Source organism: Natranaerobius trueperi (assembly GCF_002216005.1).
GTDB classification, from domain to species: Bacteria; Bacillota; Natranaerobiia; order Natranaerobiales; family Natranaerobiaceae; genus Natranaerobius_A; species Natranaerobius_A trueperi.
The window spans coordinates 1-14,796 of the sequence record NZ_NIQC01000012.1; the positions used below are offsets into that span (position 1 = coordinate 1).

Below are 14,796 nucleotides of genomic sequence, written 5' to 3' on the forward strand. Positions count from 1 at the left end.
ACTGGCTTGGAAGGCCAGGGCTCTACCACTGAGCTACACCCGCATATTATGGTCGGGGCGGCAGGATTTGAACCTGCGACTCCTTGGTCCCAAACCAAGTGCGCTGCCAAACTGCGCTACGCCCCGTAACATCCACGAATGATTTTAGCTATCGGTGCTTCACCCTTTCTAAGTTTTATAACACCGAAACTAGGTTCTCCCCCATCCCTTGGGAGGCTGGCACTTCCCGGATTAAAGAATAACACACCTTCATTCGTAACGTTTGTTGCAATATGAGTATGACCAAAAACAACTAAATCTGCACCTTTTTCTTCGGCTAAATAATTTAATTGTAGTAAGTTTTTTTTAACTCCTACGTCATCGCCATGCAACAATATTATTTTAATATCTAATTCAGTTATTGTCAACACATCTGGTGAAAAAAAATCATCACAATTTCCTACTACTCCATAATATCCATCAATATCGTGCTTAATTTCTTTTTTAATCTTGTATAAATCAGACAAATGATCCCCAGCATGCAATAGTATATCAAAGGGACCATGATTATTAATAAAGTTTATAGCATTAGAGACATTTCCATGTGTATCACTAATAACACAAATCTTGATATTATCGTTCATTGTTAACCCTCCAATTTACAGATAATATCTCTTAGCTTAGGTAATAATTTCTCTAAAGCTTTACCTCTATGACTGATATTACTTTTTTCTTCTTTACTTAATTCTGAAAAAGTTTTATCATATCTCGGATAATAAAAAACTGGATCATAACCAAACCCTTTATTTCCTCTTTCATAATCTAAAATATAACCTTCACATGCCCCTTCTACAACACGATTAGAAATTTGAGGATGAGAAAGTGCCATAACACATTTAAATCTAGCTGTTCGTTTTTCATAAGGTATGTTTTTAAGCTTGTCTAAAAGTTTATTGATATTATCTTTATCACTAGCATTTTCACCTGAATATCTAGCTGAATATACCCCTGGTTCATAGTTTAGAGCATCCACTTCTAAACCAGAATCATCAGCTATGGTGAGTTTATTAGTTTTATTAGCAATTGTTCGAGCTTTAATTAATGCATTTTCTTTAAAAGTGACACCAGTTTCTTCAATATCTCCTATTCCTGGATAATCCTCTAATGAATAAACTTCAATTGGAAAGTTAGCTAATAAGGATTTAAACTCACTAACTTTCCCTTTATTTCTTGAACCCAAAATTAATTCTATATTATTCATTATCACTCATCCCTTTCGTACTTGGGAAAATATCTGATAGTACTTCACTTTGCGCTTTAGTTAAATCAGCCAACCCTTTTGCCGCTAGGTCAAGCATTTCATAGAATTCTTTTTTTGAAAAAGGGTGCTTTTCACCAGTTCCCTGTATTTCTACAAACTCACCATGATTAGTTCCAGCTATATTCATATCAGTATCGGCATTAAAATCTTCTTTAGATTCTAGATCTAAAACCACTTTTCCATCAACAACCCCAACACTTATTGCTGCTAGATAGTGTCTAACTGGAATCTCTTTTAATTCATTATTCTCTACTAATTTATGTAAAGCAATTATCATTGCAACAAATCCACCTGTAATGGCAGCTGTTCTAGTACCCCCATCAGCTTGAATTACATCACAGTCAATCCAAATACTACGCTCTCCTAATTTTTCTAAATCAACTACTGATCTAAGTGAACGTCCTATCAATCTTTGAATTTCTTGAGTCCTTCCACCAAGTTTTCCTTTAGCAGCTTCTCTAATATTTCTTGATTCAGTAGCACGAGGTAACATAGAGTATTCGGCTGTTACCCAACCTGAACCTTCACCTTTTAAAAATGGCGGAACCTTATTTTCAATTGTTGCATTACATAAAACTTTTGTATCTCCTAAAGAAATTAAAACAGATCCCTCAGGATGTTTTACAAAATCAGTTTCAATATTAATAAACCTTATTTCATCAAAGCGACGATTTTCTCTCATAAAAAAATTCCTCCTTAAAGTTAGTAGTTCATCCCAAACGCTATTATACCCCACAATCCCAATAATTAAATATCTTTTAGTTATTGAATCTTGTTTTACTTCAGAATGCAACTAAAAATTTTTGATTTCATTTGTATTATTAACATATACACGTGAGCATGTACAGTATAAATTAAACTTATCACCAATCAATATTTTGTTTTCCTCTAGATCTAGAGCTCTGACAAAAGACTTGCGTTTATATTTTTTTCTGATTCAGGCAAGTCTAATTCAGAAAAAATATAAAACTCTAAAAAATATTATGCTTAAAATAACCATTATAGTAAGCTTCTAAAATCGGTAGTGGGCTGATATTACTTTCAAGTCATCATTGTTTAATGTTATATCATTAAACATACCTTCAGTCAAAAGTGACTTTCCGGTCCCTAGACTACCTATAAGTCCAATTAATTTATCTTCCACTTTTAAATAATGTCTAGATATGTGGTTTCCTAATTTTAATAGTAGCTCACGTCCCTATCAAAGCAAAGAAGTCCTTATAAACACCTTCCTTTTATGATACCATTAATCGGCTCTATCTAAAGAATTGAATTGTTCACATACACGCTTAAATGACGTATCATGAGTAACTTAATATTATTATAACATTTATTTATTGGTATTTGATCCGAGATGAAGCTCTGAATATAGTTTGTCCCTGTACCAATAACTTGAGGCCCTGCTATTAATGCAGTAAGGCCTGTCTGGTGGAACTCGTGAATTCTCAAAAAACTCAAGACAACCATTAAAATACTCTTTTAAACATGATTTGATTAGTCCAGCAAATACTGCTATTAATATTAAATATGGAATATAGTTTATCTCCATAGTAAATTCAGGTACTGTAAATAACTGTTGTGCTCCAAATATTAATGAGTATACCACATAACCAATAGTACTAGAAGTGGTTGATTTTGCAATAGAAAACAAAGTTTCGGTCATTCGCTTAGAAGAACTGTCAAATATCCGAAACACGGCAAGAACAAGCCGTAAAAATACATACATGGTCATTTTACCGGTTAGCATTATTTATTGAGTACAAAGCAAAACTAACAGGTATTAAAACCCACCGAGATCGGGTAGCAGGAATGAACATCATCCATACACCTGTGATAGATGGAGTAGCGTAAGCAAAAGTCTATCAGCCTATACTGCTATATGCACTGGTATGGGAATGGTACTGGCATACCCTTTGCTTGGGAGCTGTCTAAAGCAGAAATGAATTGAGGACACATAGCTACCCGAAAATCCCACACGCATTCATGCGTGTGGGAGTGTCAACAATCCTTTACAATGAATTGGATGAACTTAATTAAAAAACCCCGGACTTTTATCCGGGGACAAACAATTAAGCAGCTAAATTATAATAGAATTCATTTTCACTTGCAACATTAGTTTAAAAATTAAGTAGCAAAATTAATTCTACTTAGATTAACATCAATAGATGGTTCTTCTCCATCAACAGTTATTTCTACTTCATTTACTTTATCTAGCTCTATAAGAGTATAGTATAGTTGTTTTAAAGCCTCTTCTTGACTTTCTGGATCATCAGATAAGTTCGATACATCAATAATTATCTTACTTCCTTCAATACTCACATTATTTACAGTCAATTCAGGTGAAATATAGGATACAAGTCCACTCTCAGATGAAGGTCCTTCCATAAGCTCATATATAGCATTACCTTCAATTTCATCAGTAGCAGGGATATATCTTGTAACCGGAACTAAATATTTTTTATCATTAGATATAAAGTATAATGTTACAGCATCCTGAGAATCAGCTGCTCTAGCCTGTGAAGTCACTTCTATATTTAAACCATCCCGCACTAAATAAGATGATACATCAGCTCCAGCTGGTAATGTATCTATAAATTCTCCACCCACCATTAGTTCAACTTCATCTACGCTATCAAACTCTGTTAAGGTGTAAATCACTGAGCTTAATACTTTATCTTCTTTTTCTCCTTGAACATCTAATAGTTCCTCTGTAAAATTAACTCTAGCTAAGCCATCATCAATAGTCATCCCTTTTACTTGAGTTTCAGAAGGTAATGGTGGTGAAAGGTTTGTACCTTCCCAAAAATCAATATTCTGTGGGCTCTTTGACATTTTACTTAAAGTCTTAGTTGCAATACCCTCTGTCCATTCTATCGGCCTAACTATTGGTACGATATTGTCATTATCATCTAACATATAAAACATCGTCTCTCGCATATCCTCATCATCATATGGCTCCTCCTCAACCTGTCCCTCATCCTCTTCTACCTCTTTCTCTTCATCAGGGTCTGGTCCAAAAATAAAGTCTAAAAAAAAGCACCCAGTAGTGAAGAGAGAAAATGTAAGTATTAAGGTAAATAATAAAACTATTTTAGATTTTGACAACAAAACTCCTCCCCCTTTCATTTTAAATATCCCTTACTAAATTATTTATACAATTACTACTAAAAAAATGATAAAAAAAACACTTCATTCAAAATTTTTGAATAAAGTGTTACACATTCCATAACATTTGTCCTTTACTAGCAGAATATATATCATCAATCACAATTTGTAAAGCTGGCTCGCTTCTCTCTTCTACTAGGAATACAATATTTCTGTGTTAATATTTTGTAAGTTTCATTTTGATTCTTCAGAAGAGTTGAATTTCAATGTTTGAAAAATACCCAACTATTTTTTTTGACCAAAAGCCATCCATTAAAACACCACCTGATACGCATTTGGTTTAAAACCTAAAAGCTTTTGACCAATTTGCATAAACTTTTTCGATTCTGCACTAACAAAAAATCTGTGCTTTGAATTATCACCTTGTCGTAACAAGTTTCTCTCTTTTAATAGTTCTTTAGTTTGTCTCGCTGTTTCACCAGCAGAACTAATTAATTTCACGTCATTGCCCATTACATCTTGAATTATATTTTCCATAAAAGGATAATGTGTACAACCCATGATTAGAGTATCAACGCCCTGTTCTTTTAGAGGTAGTAAATATTCTCTCGCTACAGTCTTAGTTTCTGGATAATCTATCAAATCATTTTCTACAATCAATACAAATAAAGGACAAGGTTGACTTAACACTTCTACTTCTGGGTCAATTCTTTTAATAGCCTTTTCATAAGCTTTAGACTTTATAGTACCTTCTGTACCAATAACACCTATTTTTTTAGTCTTAGTTGCAGAAATAGCCGCTCTAGCCCCAGGATTAATTACATCAATTATTGGAATATCGTAGTCAGATCTTATCTCAGATAACCCTGAGGCAGATGCAGAGTTACATGCTACAATTAGAAGTTTAGTATCTTGTTCCATAAGAAAGTCAGTAATTTCTCTAACATAATGACGAACTTGTTCATGAGGTCTCGGTCCATAAGGCATACGAGCTAAATCACCAAAATAAATTATTCTTTCATTAGGTAAGAAATTAATAACATCTTTTGCTACTGTCAACCCACCTACTCCTGAATCTAATAGGGCTATTGCTTGATCTTTATTCATTGCACTCATATATATTACCTCCTCATATCACAACATATTTTATCTACATCAAACCTTATTTTTATGTTTACTTTGTTTTATTAATCTTACATTCAATAAAAAAATCCCATGAGTCATGGGATTGAACCTAATGATCCATAAGATCATTTAATTGATTCAAGGCACTTAATAAACCTTCTCGTTCTTCTTCAGACAAATCTTTAAGTATCTTAGCCAAATATTCTTGTCTTGCTGTAATCACTTCGTTAATCAAGCGATGACCTTTTTCAAGTACTTTAATTCTAACTATTCTTCGATCTTTTTGATCTCTAAACCTTTCGACAAGTTCGTTTTTTTCCATCCTATCCACTAAATCCGTAACTGTACTGCAAGCTAAACACAATCTATCTCCTAATTCACCTATTGTAAGCTTACCCTCTTTTGTCAATGATTGTAGAGCAACAAATTGAGGGGGGGTTATATTAAAGTCTTGCAATATTTCACGACCACGCCGCTTGATTATGGTATTTACTTTTCTTATAGTTAGTTCAGTTTCTTTTATAAATTCATCAAAGTCCTTATCCATGAAACCTTCCTCCTATGATAAGTTCATACTATTACTTAAAGTAAGTGTACATTTAACAATTACAGCTGTCAAGTTAATTTATAAGTTTAATGATTTAATAATAACTGCAGCTAACCCTGCAGCAACTAAAGGGCCTGCGGGTACCCCTTTAAGTAATGATGCTCCTAATATTGACCCTATTATTAAACCCACCATAACTTCAGGACGAGTTTGCAGTAAATGTACCCCATGACCTGTAAGATAAGAAGCAATTATTCCAGAAAAAACAGCTACCATACCTGCGGGTGATTTAAGGGTTGAAATCAATTCTCCTGGTGATATATCTCCGGCTGCAAACGGAGTTAAAACACTAATAGTGAGTAAGAGTATCCCAAGTTCTATTCCCCTTTCATTTAGAAAAGGAAATACATTACATAATGTTGAAAACTTCATAACAAATAGTAGCGCCCCTGCTGTCGCTACTAATTCATTTTTTCCTATTAAAGCAAGAAGTAGGATTGTTAAAAGAACAATAGTCTCTTGACCCATTAAACCTCCCCCCTCCATATTAGATTATGGAAGAGGTGGAGGTTTAATGTTACAACATTTAATTATTATTCTAAATGTCCAAAAGTCTCTAAAAGATCTTCTAAAATTACTTCTCTTTCTTCATATTCTTCTTTTACTTCATCTCTTTCTAAAAACAGAGTATCAGCACCCGCTTCATCCATTTCTTTTAAATATTCTTCATTTTGAGCAGCTTTGTAAAACGCTTCTTCTAGCCTTTCTATAACTTCATCTGGTGTACCTTTAGGAGCTGCGACTCCACGATCAGTACTCATAATAGCACTCTCATACCCTAACTCTTTAAAAGTAGGTACTTTCGGAGCATATTCTTCATGTCTTTTTTCTGCGGCTACAGCTAAAATTCTCACCTCATCACCTTGCCTATACATATCACTTAAGTTTCCAGATACAACATCAATATGACCACCTAACAGATTAGACAAAGCTTCAGCACCGCCAGGAAATGGCATCTGATTAAACTCCACACCTGTTTCATCTTGGATCTGCATTATTAAAAAATGGTGCCCTATATATAATCCTGCCTTACCAATTGAGATCTCTCCTGGATTTTCTTTAGCATCTTCTAATAAATCTTCTAATGTTTCATAAGGACTATCTTCACGTACTGCAAAAACAGTCGGGTCATAACCCCAGTTCATTATAGGTTCAAAGTCTTCTCTAGAATATTCTGTATCTTCAACTAACGGTTGTGCTAAAATATGAGGTAGGTTATAAGCTGCTAACGTATACCCATCAGGTTCTGCTTCAGAGAATTCATTCCAGCCAACCTGACCGCCTGCACCCTCTATATTTTGTATTACTACTGGTTGACCTAGCTCTTCTTCAGCGTATTTTGCTAAAATCCGTACTTGAGTATCAGTCGCAGCACCTGGAGTAAATGCTACAATTAATTGTATTGGTCTTTCAGGATAATTAGAGTAGTCATCATCATGTGAACATGCAACACCAGTAAATGCTACAGTTAACACAAGTGTTAACAATAATAAATGTTTTTTTATACACATATTAATTACCTCCTAACCTATATTAAAATTCCTCTAGGTAATGGAACATTAAGAACCCAACTAAATAACAAGTACATAACAATTGTTAACCCAGTTCCAACTAGTAACCGTTGAGTAATTTTTGTCTTATCTAAAAAAATCAATAGCGCTGATAAAAATATCCAGGTAGTAACAAAAAAACCAAGTTCAGACACTACATAAAGATATAGGATAAAGCTTAACAATATAGGGATCATTTTTATTAAAGGGGTATTTTTAAAAGGGATTGGATCTTTTTCTTTGTATTGTTTTTTACTTCTTTTAATACTTACAACCCCTTGTAAGATTGATACTACTATCCCGATCGAAAGAGCTACAACAGGAAAAATATAAGCTTCCTGTGTATATGAAAAACTTGTGTATATAATAGATATGAAGGCTACTATTAAAAACACAACTACAATTAATTCTAATTTATAAAGGGGGAGTTTATTTAACTTCATTACTTATTCACCCCTTCCCCGTTTTGCTTATGTTTAACTTCAAATATAGTTGTAGTTATAATTGAAATAGCTGTTAAGATTATTAAGGCAATAACTATTGGACGATCAAGAAAGTGTAGTATAACTGATCCTTCACTAACACTTGCTCTACTAGCTAATAAAAACCCTCTTTCAGCATATTCTCCTAGTATAAATCCTAAAGCAACTGGAGCAGGACTAAAACCAAGCTTTAATCCAAAAAACATCGCAATTCCAATTATTAACATACTCCAAACATCACCAAAATTGTTTCTTGCAGCAAATGAACCTATTACACACAGTACTAAAATTAGTGGCGCCATTATATTTGGTGGTACATACATTGCTTTTTTAAAAAATCTAGCACCAAAACCTCCAATGAATAACATACATACTTGAGCTAACATCATACCAAATATGAAGGTATAAGTTACTGAAGCATTTTCTTGAAATAACTCAGGCCCAGGCCACAACCCGTTCATTAGTAATCCACCTAGTAAAACAGCTGCTGTTGGACTTCCTGGGATACCTAAGGTTAGTAGCGGCACTAATGAACAACCAACCATAGCATTGTTAGCACTCTCTGTTACAATAATACCGTCTTTATGACCTGTTCCGAATTTTTCTTTTTCAGATGATTGACGTCTAGCTTCATTATAGGCTACAAGTCCTGCTACCTGACCACCTGCTCCTGGTATCAAACCAACTAGTGAACCTATAAATGTACCTAAACCCAATATTTTGATACTACCTAAAGTTTCGTTGATAGCGCTTAAGAAAGAGCGAGATTTTTTAAAAACATTGTCTTTATTATTACGTTTCTCCTTATTTAATAAAGTACGTTCAAGAAAAGTCATGGCTTGAGGGAATGCAAAGAGACCAATTAAAGCAGAGACTAATCCAATTCCACCAGTCAGTTGTGAAAAACCAAATGTAAACCGTGATGTACCTGTTATTTCGCTAATTCCAATTGTACTAACCCATAATCCAATAGCACCACCAATAAGCCCTTTCCAAATTGATCCTTGTGACAGCCCTGCAATAACAGTGATACCAAATACAGCAATCCAAAAATGTTCTGCTGGCCCAAAATTTAAAGATACTTGAGCTAAAAATGGTGCAAAAAACATAAGGAGTAATACTCCAAATATTCCGCCAACAAAAGATGCGATAGTTGCTAAGTGAATTGCTTTTTCGCCCTCTCCTTTATTTGCCATAGGGTGACCATCTAACATTGTTGCAATAGAAGCGGGTGCTCCTGGAATGTTAATCAAAATAGCTGTAATCGCTCCACCATATACACTTCCAACATACACTGAACCTAGCATTAATAATCCTAATTCTGCAGATAAATGAAAAGTAAAGGGCACTAATAAAGCTACCCCCATAGTTGGTGTAAGCCCCGGAAGGGAGCCTACTAAAATCCCACCAAATACTCCTAGTGCCACTATAGCAAAATAAACAGGATCAACTATTCCAGAAAAATGTGCAAAAGCTTCACCCATTTATTTCCCTCCTTTCACTTAAACGACAATTAATCAGATACACCAATATTGTATTTCTTAGACCTCAAATACGTGACAGTCCAAATGATCTCAAAATAAAAAACTCCCGGATTACCGAGAGATTAATTAATTAATCAAACTATTTAATTCTTTAGTTAATTTTTTTAATTGTTCTTTTTTATTGAATTCAACCTTAAATTTATTTGAATTATTATTACGTAAAATAATTTCTAGTGTCTCATCATTACATTTAAAATCTTTTATCTCTGAAAAGGAAAATATTAATGGTCTAATAAACCAAAGTTTTTTAGCTAAAATATAAATTTTACGATTAGTTACTATTATCCAAACGGATTTATTTATCTTTAAAGCATATCTTGTTATTTCTGCCATACTAACTTCTTTTTTAAAACGCTTTTGAAATTTTGGTTCAATATCCTCTAAAAGTTCAAACAAAGCTTCTCCCTCCCTATAACATCATAGAAAATAAAAACGTTTAAGTTCAGAGTATATAGGACCTTTTTTCGTCAGTTCACTTTGTATTAAAGAACAAAAATTTATCTTAACCTCAGGCTTATTAATATGAAATTTTTTAATATCATTTATTGTTAGTCTTTTTTCAAAAGATGGTCTTCTCATTAAAGTTATATGAGGAAAAAACTTTCTTTTTTCTCGTTCAATACCAAGCCTCTTTTTTGAAAACTCATCAATAAAGGTATGTAATTTTATTAATTGGTCTTTATCTGGACCTGAAATTCCCTGCCATAATACTTTTGGATTTTTTAAGTTAGGGAAAACACCTAAATCAGATAATTGTAAATTTAATGTTTGAATCTCTTTTATATAATCTGATACTTCAAATAAAGTTGTTATATTAATAGACTCTACATCACCTAAGAATTTAAGAGTTAAGTGAATATTTGTAGGTGCTACATATTTACCTGTAATTCCGTTGCTTTTACATATTTTTTGATTATCTTTAATAGCTTTTGTAACATCTTCATCAAAGAAGAGTGCAAAAAAACAACGCATAATTTCACCTCACATGTTTAATACTATGCTTGGTCACTAAGATTATAAAATAAGAGGAGGTGCTCGCCGTGTATCAAACACAGCAACAACAACTCACTCAAAAAGAAAAGTTATATTTTCAAGATCAGCTTCATCATGAACAGGTTTGTTTAAATAAGTGTAACACTTATTTAAATCAAGTCCAAGACCCACAAGCAAAAAATTCAATCCAACAAGTCCAAAGAGATTGTGAAGAGAAAGTTAACTTTTTACAAAACTTTTTACAACAAGCTGGCTTTCCTCAAAATTAAAATATCCTAAGGAGGGATACATATGCAAACACAGACTCAAACTCAACAACAATCATTATCTGACAAGGATATTGTTAATGATATTCTAACTAGTACAAAACATGTTTCTACTATATATCATCAAGGTATTTTAGAAGCTAATAGTCCAAACACTCGCCAAGCCTTTTACGACCTACATGATCATACTCTTGAATGTCATTTAAATTTACTAGAAACAATGAAAAACAAAGGTTGGTATCAACCTGAAAAAGCTAGTCAAGGTCAAAAACAAAATCAATCTAACTATTATTAATTAAGCCATAAAGACATCTCCTGGTATTTAAAACCTCAACCCTCTCACTGCTCCCCATTAGGGGAGCTTTTATTTTAATAAAACCGGGATTATTTCCCGGTTTTACTAAAATAAACATAGTCATAATGACTTCTTCTTTTACTATCTATATTTTGATAAGAACGCATAATAACATAATCAAAATTTGCTATTAAATTAGCTTCTAATTCCTGCTTTTCAGAGATGGTCCAGATTCCTATGTAGCCCCCCAGAGCTAATGATTCACTTAAAAGATTAAGACCTTCACTCTGATATAAATGATAATTTTCAGGCCGTACCAACCAGTCGGGGCCATTGTCTACATCAAGTAGTATTAAATCATACTTGTTACTGTTTTCCTCAAGATATTTCCCTATATCGTCATTGAAAACTCTAACCTTATCACTATTGATAACATCCTTATTATACTCACTAAAATACTGATAGTTCCAATTTATAACTTCTTTATGTATCTCAACCACGTCTACAACTTCTACTCGTTCATCTTCAACAGCTGGAATAAGAGAATAACCAACACCTAAACCACCAATAAGAATTCGTATATTTTCTAATTTGTGATCACTGAGATAAAATAGTCCATCTTTAACCATTTCAATTTCGCTTTTCCCTCCATGTGTTGACTTCAAAAACACACCATTTGAAATAATCTCGTAATGTTTATCACTTTTTATTAACTTTAGTTCCTTTTGAGAATCTTTTATGTTTTCTACATTCTTACTAGTCATCATTCTTCCTCCCCTAATAGCATTAATTTAAATCATCAATATAACTTATTAATTTCTCGATATCAACAGACGTATCTAGTAAAGTTCTGAAATGTTCCCGGTCTGTAATTGGTTTATTTATAAATAATTTAGCAGCTCTTTTTTTTCCTATTTGTGGTAAGGAAGAAATTTCTTCTTTTTGAGCTTTGTTTATATTAAATGGATACTTTATTGCAGTTATGGATCTATAACCATGGTCGACTACTTTAACATCTACCAATGCATCTGCTTCATGTCTTCCAGGTATACCAATTAAAATTGGATAGGTTCCTAATTGACGACCATAAGTAATATTCCCTTCAACTTTTTCTATTCTTACATTACGAATTATAGTTCCCTGTGGGAAAACACGTTGTAACATAGGTCTATTAATTTCCTGGTTTACAACTTCTTTATGTTCTTTAAAAAGTTTCTTTTTTACTTTCTCACCTTGATAGCCAGCAATTTCTCTTACTTGACGTAAATTAATTCTTCTAAGCATCAAACCAGAATCTAATACTTCTTTCAAAAAATTATAGTTTAATTCATAAGTTTTTGAAGACTGTCCGGCTAAACCATAAAGTAAATTAATTCCTGGTAATAACTTTGGTAAACCATTTTCCCGTATACTACCTATTTCATTCATTAGTTCAATAGCATAGAAAGTTTCTTCTGGATCTGTCCCTATATCATTTTTCGATAACACGTCTGGATCACATGATTCTAGGCCAAAGGCAGCAGTATCTCCAGGTGTATTATACTTAACTATTGTCTTTAAAATTTGTCGTGATTCTTTTGGAAATCTACCTATAGTTCCAGGACTAACATTATCCATATGTAACACTGATAAATTTGGTGCTTTTTGTCTAATTAATCTATAAAGTTTTTCTATAGTATCTGGGTTTGGTACTAATTGACCATTTTTCTTAACAGCACCATACATAAAAAGATCTGTTTGAGCACCTAACCGGAAATATTTTGCCCCTTCTTTCTCTAGAGATGAAACTTCTTCTGCTATATCTAAAGGTTTTCTAGTATATAAAACATTTTTAAGTGATTCACTACAAAAGCTACAATTTTTTTCTCTAATACAGCCTCGATATGTTTCAAGTTCACAAACAACATATGGAAAATTAGGATGTTTATTTAATAATCTAGCACCTTCTCTAGAAAAACGTTCTATACTTGAAGGAATATCAAATTCTGATATACGATTTCCTGTTAAATATTCATATAGGTTTAACGCACCTGTTTCATCAAGCATCTCTACATTTAAACTCTCATATGAACATAAAATAATAGGTCCACCTAAAAGGGTCTTTCCTTTGTTTTCCTTACTAATTTTTTTAATTTCATTAAAAGAAATAGGCATTCCACCTAAATATTTTCCTGGTACTGTAGTACCCGCAATTATAACAACTAAGTGGCTATTAATAACTTCATCTAATAAGTTTTTATCATTACGTAAGTTATCAATAGTAATATAATTAATTTGGTCTTCCTTAAGACCTGACTTAAGTAAAGCACCGTAAGTATATCTTATATATGGCGAAATATAAGGTGGAACTCCTAAACAAGATGGTTCATCTACATATCCGTCAATTAATGTGATTTTATCAGCCATTTGCAATTCTCCTCCGTCTATAGTACAGCTAAAAAATTATCAGAGAGCATAATCAATGTCAAGTTTAAATTTCACATAGTATTTCTTTTAATGGAGAAAATATAAGGTAGAATTTATCATAAGGAGGGGAATTCATGTACTTACCTGGATTAGCAGGACCATTATTATTTATTATCAGTGCTATTCTTTTGCTAGTTTTAGTTCCCAAAAAAGTTATATTAGAAAAATTAATTTTTGGAATTGTCTTCGGTATCGGATTGGCATTTATTTTATTTTATTTTTTAGATATAAGGTTTGGTTTTTGGGATTATAGACAAGTAGACCTCTTTTTCATAGCGGATATACCAGTTTTCCTATCAGGAACCTGGACTCCTTTAGTAATATTATTTGTATATTTCATTAAATTAGCGTCAAATTTTTTTACTAAAATAATAGTTACCTTATCTTTTCCTTTATTAGCTGTAATAAGTCATTTCTTTTTTAAATTAAACGAGATGTTAGTATATAACAATTGGAACTTTTTTGAAACTTTTTTAATGAGTTTTATAGTTCATCTAGGTATAATAGGTGGTTTATATATTATTGGAGATCTAACAGTTTCTAAACAAAAAAGTTAATTTATCTGCTGATTCATCAATAAGCTTACTAGTAGGTTTCCCAACGCCATGTCCAGCCTTTTTCTCTACCCAAAGATAAATGTCTTTGGGGTTGTTAGCTTTTTCTTCTAAAGATTTAACAAACTTTTTAGCATGAGCAGGAACCACACGATCCTCAGTATCAGCAGTCATAACTAGAGTATTAGGGTAACTTTGGTTTTTTCTTATATTATGAAGTGGAGAATATTGATATAAATTCTTAAAGTCTTTTGGGTTACTATCAGGATCACCATACTCAGAATCCATACAAGTTGCCACTAAAAGACCGTATCTTTAATGTTATCCTTATTCCATATATTCATGTTAAGCCCCCTTCGTATATTACTTTCATATAGCTTTTTATCATTTCTATAAAAAGGTCGGGAGCATATAGGTTCAATCTTTACAAAACTTTCAACCGATTTATCTATATCATACTGTTTAAAATAATTCTGTAATTTTTTTATATCGTTTTTTTCTAATTTATT

General features: G+C 32.6%; 20 protein-coding genes, 1 tRNA gene and 1 pseudogene. 4 read left to right on the forward strand and 18 right to left on the reverse strand.

The genetic code is table 11. The features are described from left to right. Positions 1–49 precede the first annotated feature (49 nt). The 6 genes from CDO51_RS06495 to CDO51_RS13770 all read right to left on the reverse strand — a co-directional run bounded on the left by CDO51_RS06495 (position 50) and on the right by CDO51_RS13770 (position 2,963). Positions 50–126: transfer RNA gene (locus tag CDO51_RS06495), tRNA-Pro, on the reverse strand. Continuing rightward, positions 117–623, reverse strand: coding sequence for a YfcE family phosphodiesterase (locus CDO51_RS06500; protein ID WP_089023493.1), 507 nt, complete (start codon positions 621–623; stop codon positions 117–119). The genes CDO51_RS06495 and CDO51_RS06500 overlap by 10 nt, the downstream gene beginning before the upstream one ends. Before the next feature lie 2 nt (positions 624–625). Continuing rightward, positions 626–1,240 carry an XTP/dITP diphosphatase gene (locus tag CDO51_RS06505; RefSeq protein ID WP_089023494.1) on the reverse strand — a complete coding sequence of 205 codons (615 nt, stop codon included), beginning with the start codon at positions 1,238–1,240 and terminating at the stop codon, positions 626–628. Then, a complete protein-coding gene (rph, locus tag CDO51_RS06510; RefSeq protein WP_089023495.1) occupies positions 1,233–1,982 on the reverse strand; it encodes a ribonuclease PH in 750 nt (249 codons plus the stop codon). Before rph ends, CDO51_RS06505 begins: the two co-directional genes overlap by 8 nt. Before the next feature lie 330 nt (positions 1,983–2,312). Continuing rightward, positions 2,313–2,444, reverse strand: coding sequence for a hypothetical protein (locus CDO51_RS14940; RefSeq protein ID WP_276206997.1), 132 nt, complete (start codon positions 2,442–2,444; stop codon positions 2,313–2,315). A 186-nt stretch (positions 2,445–2,630) separates the two neighbouring features. After that, positions 2,631–2,963, reverse strand: coding sequence for a chloride channel protein (locus CDO51_RS13770; protein ID WP_169710430.1), 333 nt, complete (start codon positions 2,961–2,963; stop codon positions 2,631–2,633). Between CDO51_RS13770 and CDO51_RS15335 the strand changes: the two are divergent. After that, a pseudogene (locus CDO51_RS15335) lies at positions 2,923–3,151 on the forward strand (RNA-guided endonuclease TnpB family protein); the annotation flags it as partial. The gene CDO51_RS13770 and the pseudogene CDO51_RS15335 sit on opposite strands and share 41 nt — an antisense overlap. Positions 3,152–3,424: 273 nt before the next feature. Here CDO51_RS15335 and CDO51_RS06520 read toward each other — a convergent pair. The 9 genes from CDO51_RS06520 to thpR form a co-directional block, all read right to left on the reverse strand. Then, positions 3,425–4,405, reverse strand: coding sequence for a GerMN domain-containing protein (locus tag CDO51_RS06520; protein ID WP_158212351.1), 981 nt, complete (start codon positions 4,403–4,405; stop codon positions 3,425–3,427). Positions 4,406–4,717: 312 nt separating this feature from the next. Beyond that, positions 4,718–5,521: a glutamate racemase gene (murI, locus tag CDO51_RS06525; protein ID WP_205842137.1), complete on the reverse strand. Its 804-nt coding sequence runs from the start codon at positions 5,519–5,521 to the stop codon at positions 4,718–4,720. Positions 5,522–5,639: 118 nt separating this feature from the next. Further along, positions 5,640–6,077, reverse strand: coding sequence for a MarR family winged helix-turn-helix transcriptional regulator (locus CDO51_RS06530; protein ID WP_089023497.1), 438 nt, complete (start codon positions 6,075–6,077; stop codon positions 5,640–5,642). A 78-nt stretch (positions 6,078–6,155) separates the two neighbouring features. Next, positions 6,156–6,605: a DUF441 domain-containing protein gene (locus CDO51_RS06535; RefSeq protein WP_089023498.1), complete on the reverse strand. Its 450-nt coding sequence runs from the start codon at positions 6,603–6,605 to the stop codon at positions 6,156–6,158. 65 nt (positions 6,606–6,670) lie between these two features. Beyond that, on the reverse strand, positions 6,671–7,648 hold the full coding sequence (locus CDO51_RS06540; protein ID WP_089023499.1) for a tripartite tricarboxylate transporter substrate binding protein: 978 nt from the start codon (positions 7,646–7,648) through the stop codon (positions 6,671–6,673). A gap of 17 nt (positions 7,649–7,665) precedes the next feature. Next, entirely contained in the window at positions 7,666–8,130 is a 465-nt protein-coding gene (locus tag CDO51_RS06545; protein ID WP_089023500.1) for a tripartite tricarboxylate transporter TctB family protein, read from the reverse strand. Beyond that, the gene (locus tag CDO51_RS06550) at positions 8,130–9,653 is read right to left on the reverse strand and encodes a tripartite tricarboxylate transporter permease (protein ID WP_089023501.1); all 1,524 of its coding nucleotides are present in this window, start codon (positions 9,651–9,653) and stop codon (positions 8,130–8,132) included. The genes CDO51_RS06545 and CDO51_RS06550 overlap by 1 nt, the downstream gene beginning before the upstream one ends. 126 nt (positions 9,654–9,779) lie before the next feature. Beyond that, positions 9,780–10,109, reverse strand: a complete 330-nt coding sequence (locus CDO51_RS06555; RefSeq protein WP_089023502.1) for a hypothetical protein — start codon at positions 10,107–10,109, stop codon at positions 9,780–9,782. Between the two features lie 21 nt (positions 10,110–10,130). After that, positions 10,131–10,685: an RNA 2',3'-cyclic phosphodiesterase gene (gene thpR / locus CDO51_RS06560; RefSeq protein ID WP_089023503.1), complete on the reverse strand. Its 555-nt coding sequence runs from the start codon at positions 10,683–10,685 to the stop codon at positions 10,131–10,133. Between the two features lie 68 nt (positions 10,686–10,753). Here thpR and CDO51_RS06565 point away from each other — a divergent pair, with 68 nt between their 5' ends. Both CDO51_RS06565 and CDO51_RS06570 read left to right on the forward strand, forming a co-directional pair. Continuing rightward, complete coding sequence (locus CDO51_RS06565) at positions 10,754–10,975, forward strand: hypothetical protein (protein ID WP_089023504.1); 222 nt, start codon at positions 10,754–10,756, stop codon at positions 10,973–10,975. Between the two features lie 22 nt (positions 10,976–10,997). Then, entirely contained in the window at positions 10,998–11,267 is a 270-nt protein-coding gene (locus tag CDO51_RS06570; RefSeq protein WP_089023505.1) for a spore coat protein, read from the forward strand. 89 nt (positions 11,268–11,356) lie between these two features. Here the strand turns inward: CDO51_RS06570 and CDO51_RS06575 are convergent, their stop codons facing one another. Beyond that, positions 11,357–12,031 (reverse strand): spermine/spermidine synthase domain-containing protein, encoded by a 675-nt coding sequence (locus CDO51_RS06575; RefSeq protein ID WP_158212352.1) that lies wholly within the window; start codon positions 12,029–12,031, stop codon positions 11,357–11,359. A gap of 22 nt (positions 12,032–12,053) precedes the next feature. Continuing rightward, a complete protein-coding gene (locus CDO51_RS06580; RefSeq protein ID WP_089023507.1) occupies positions 12,054–13,673 on the reverse strand; it encodes a radical SAM protein in 1,620 nt (539 codons plus the stop codon). A gap of 134 nt (positions 13,674–13,807) precedes the next feature. Between CDO51_RS06580 and CDO51_RS06585 the strand changes: the two genes are divergently transcribed. Next, positions 13,808–14,290 carry a hypothetical protein gene (locus CDO51_RS06585; RefSeq protein WP_089023508.1) on the forward strand — a complete coding sequence of 161 codons (483 nt, stop codon included), beginning with the start codon at positions 13,808–13,810 and terminating at the stop codon, positions 14,288–14,290. On the opposite strand, the gene CDO51_RS06590 is transcribed toward CDO51_RS06585, so the two are convergent. Then, positions 14,264–14,575 carry a prolyl oligopeptidase family serine peptidase gene (locus CDO51_RS06590; RefSeq protein WP_089023509.1) on the reverse strand — a complete coding sequence of 104 codons (312 nt, stop codon included), beginning with the start codon at positions 14,573–14,575 and terminating at the stop codon, positions 14,264–14,266. The genes CDO51_RS06585 and CDO51_RS06590 overlap by 27 nt on opposite strands. Between the last annotated feature and the right edge of the window lie 221 nt (positions 14,576–14,796).

What these genes read in the sequence shown, in the direction of transcription:
- CDO51_RS06500 (WP_089023493.1), bottom strand. Translation starts at nt 623, where the DNA reads ATGAACGATAATATCAAGATTTGTGTTATTAGTGATACACATGGAAAT.
- CDO51_RS06505 (WP_089023494.1), bottom strand. Translation starts at nt 1,240, where the DNA reads ATGAATAATATAGAATTAATTTTGGGTTCAAGAAATAAAGGGAAAGTT.
- rph (WP_089023495.1), bottom strand. Translation starts at nt 1,982, where the DNA reads ATGAGAGAAAATCGTCGCTTTGATGAAATAAGGTTTATTAATATTGAA.
- CDO51_RS13770 (WP_169710430.1), bottom strand. Translation starts at nt 2,963, where the DNA reads ATGACCGAAACTTTGTTTTCTATTGCAAAATCAACCACTTCTAGTACT.
- murI (WP_205842137.1), bottom strand. Translation starts at nt 5,521, where the DNA reads ATGAGTGCAATGAATAAAGATCAAGCAATAGCCCTATTAGATTCAGGA.
- CDO51_RS06530 (WP_089023497.1), bottom strand. Translation starts at nt 6,077, where the DNA reads ATGGATAAGGACTTTGATGAATTTATAAAAGAAACTGAACTAACTATA.
- CDO51_RS06535 (WP_089023498.1), bottom strand. Translation starts at nt 6,605, where the DNA reads ATGGGTCAAGAGACTATTGTTCTTTTAACAATCCTACTTCTTGCTTTA.
- CDO51_RS06540 (WP_089023499.1), bottom strand. Translation starts at nt 7,648, where the DNA reads ATGTGTATAAAAAAACATTTATTATTGTTAACACTTGTGTTAACTGTA.
- CDO51_RS06545 (WP_089023500.1), bottom strand. Translation starts at nt 8,130, where the DNA reads ATGAAGTTAAATAAACTCCCCCTTTATAAATTAGAATTAATTGTAGTT.
- CDO51_RS06550 (WP_089023501.1), bottom strand. Translation starts at nt 9,653, where the DNA reads ATGGGTGAAGCTTTTGCACATTTTTCTGGAATAGTTGATCCTGTTTAT.
- thpR (WP_089023503.1), bottom strand. Translation starts at nt 10,685, where the DNA reads ATGCGTTGTTTTTTTGCACTCTTCTTTGATGAAGATGTTACAAAAGCT.
- CDO51_RS06570 (WP_089023505.1), top strand. Translation starts at nt 10,998, where the DNA reads ATGCAAACACAGACTCAAACTCAACAACAATCATTATCTGACAAGGAT.
- CDO51_RS06575 (WP_158212352.1), bottom strand. Translation starts at nt 12,031, where the DNA reads ATGACTAGTAAGAATGTAGAAAACATAAAAGATTCTCAAAAGGAACTA.
- CDO51_RS06580 (WP_089023507.1), bottom strand. Translation starts at nt 13,673, where the DNA reads ATGGCTGATAAAATCACATTAATTGACGGATATGTAGATGAACCATCT.
- CDO51_RS06585 (WP_089023508.1), top strand. Translation starts at nt 13,808, where the DNA reads ATGTACTTACCTGGATTAGCAGGACCATTATTATTTATTATCAGTGCT.
- CDO51_RS06590 (WP_089023509.1), bottom strand. Translation starts at nt 14,575, where the DNA reads ATGGATTCTGAGTATGGTGATCCTGATAGTAACCCAAAAGACTTTAAG.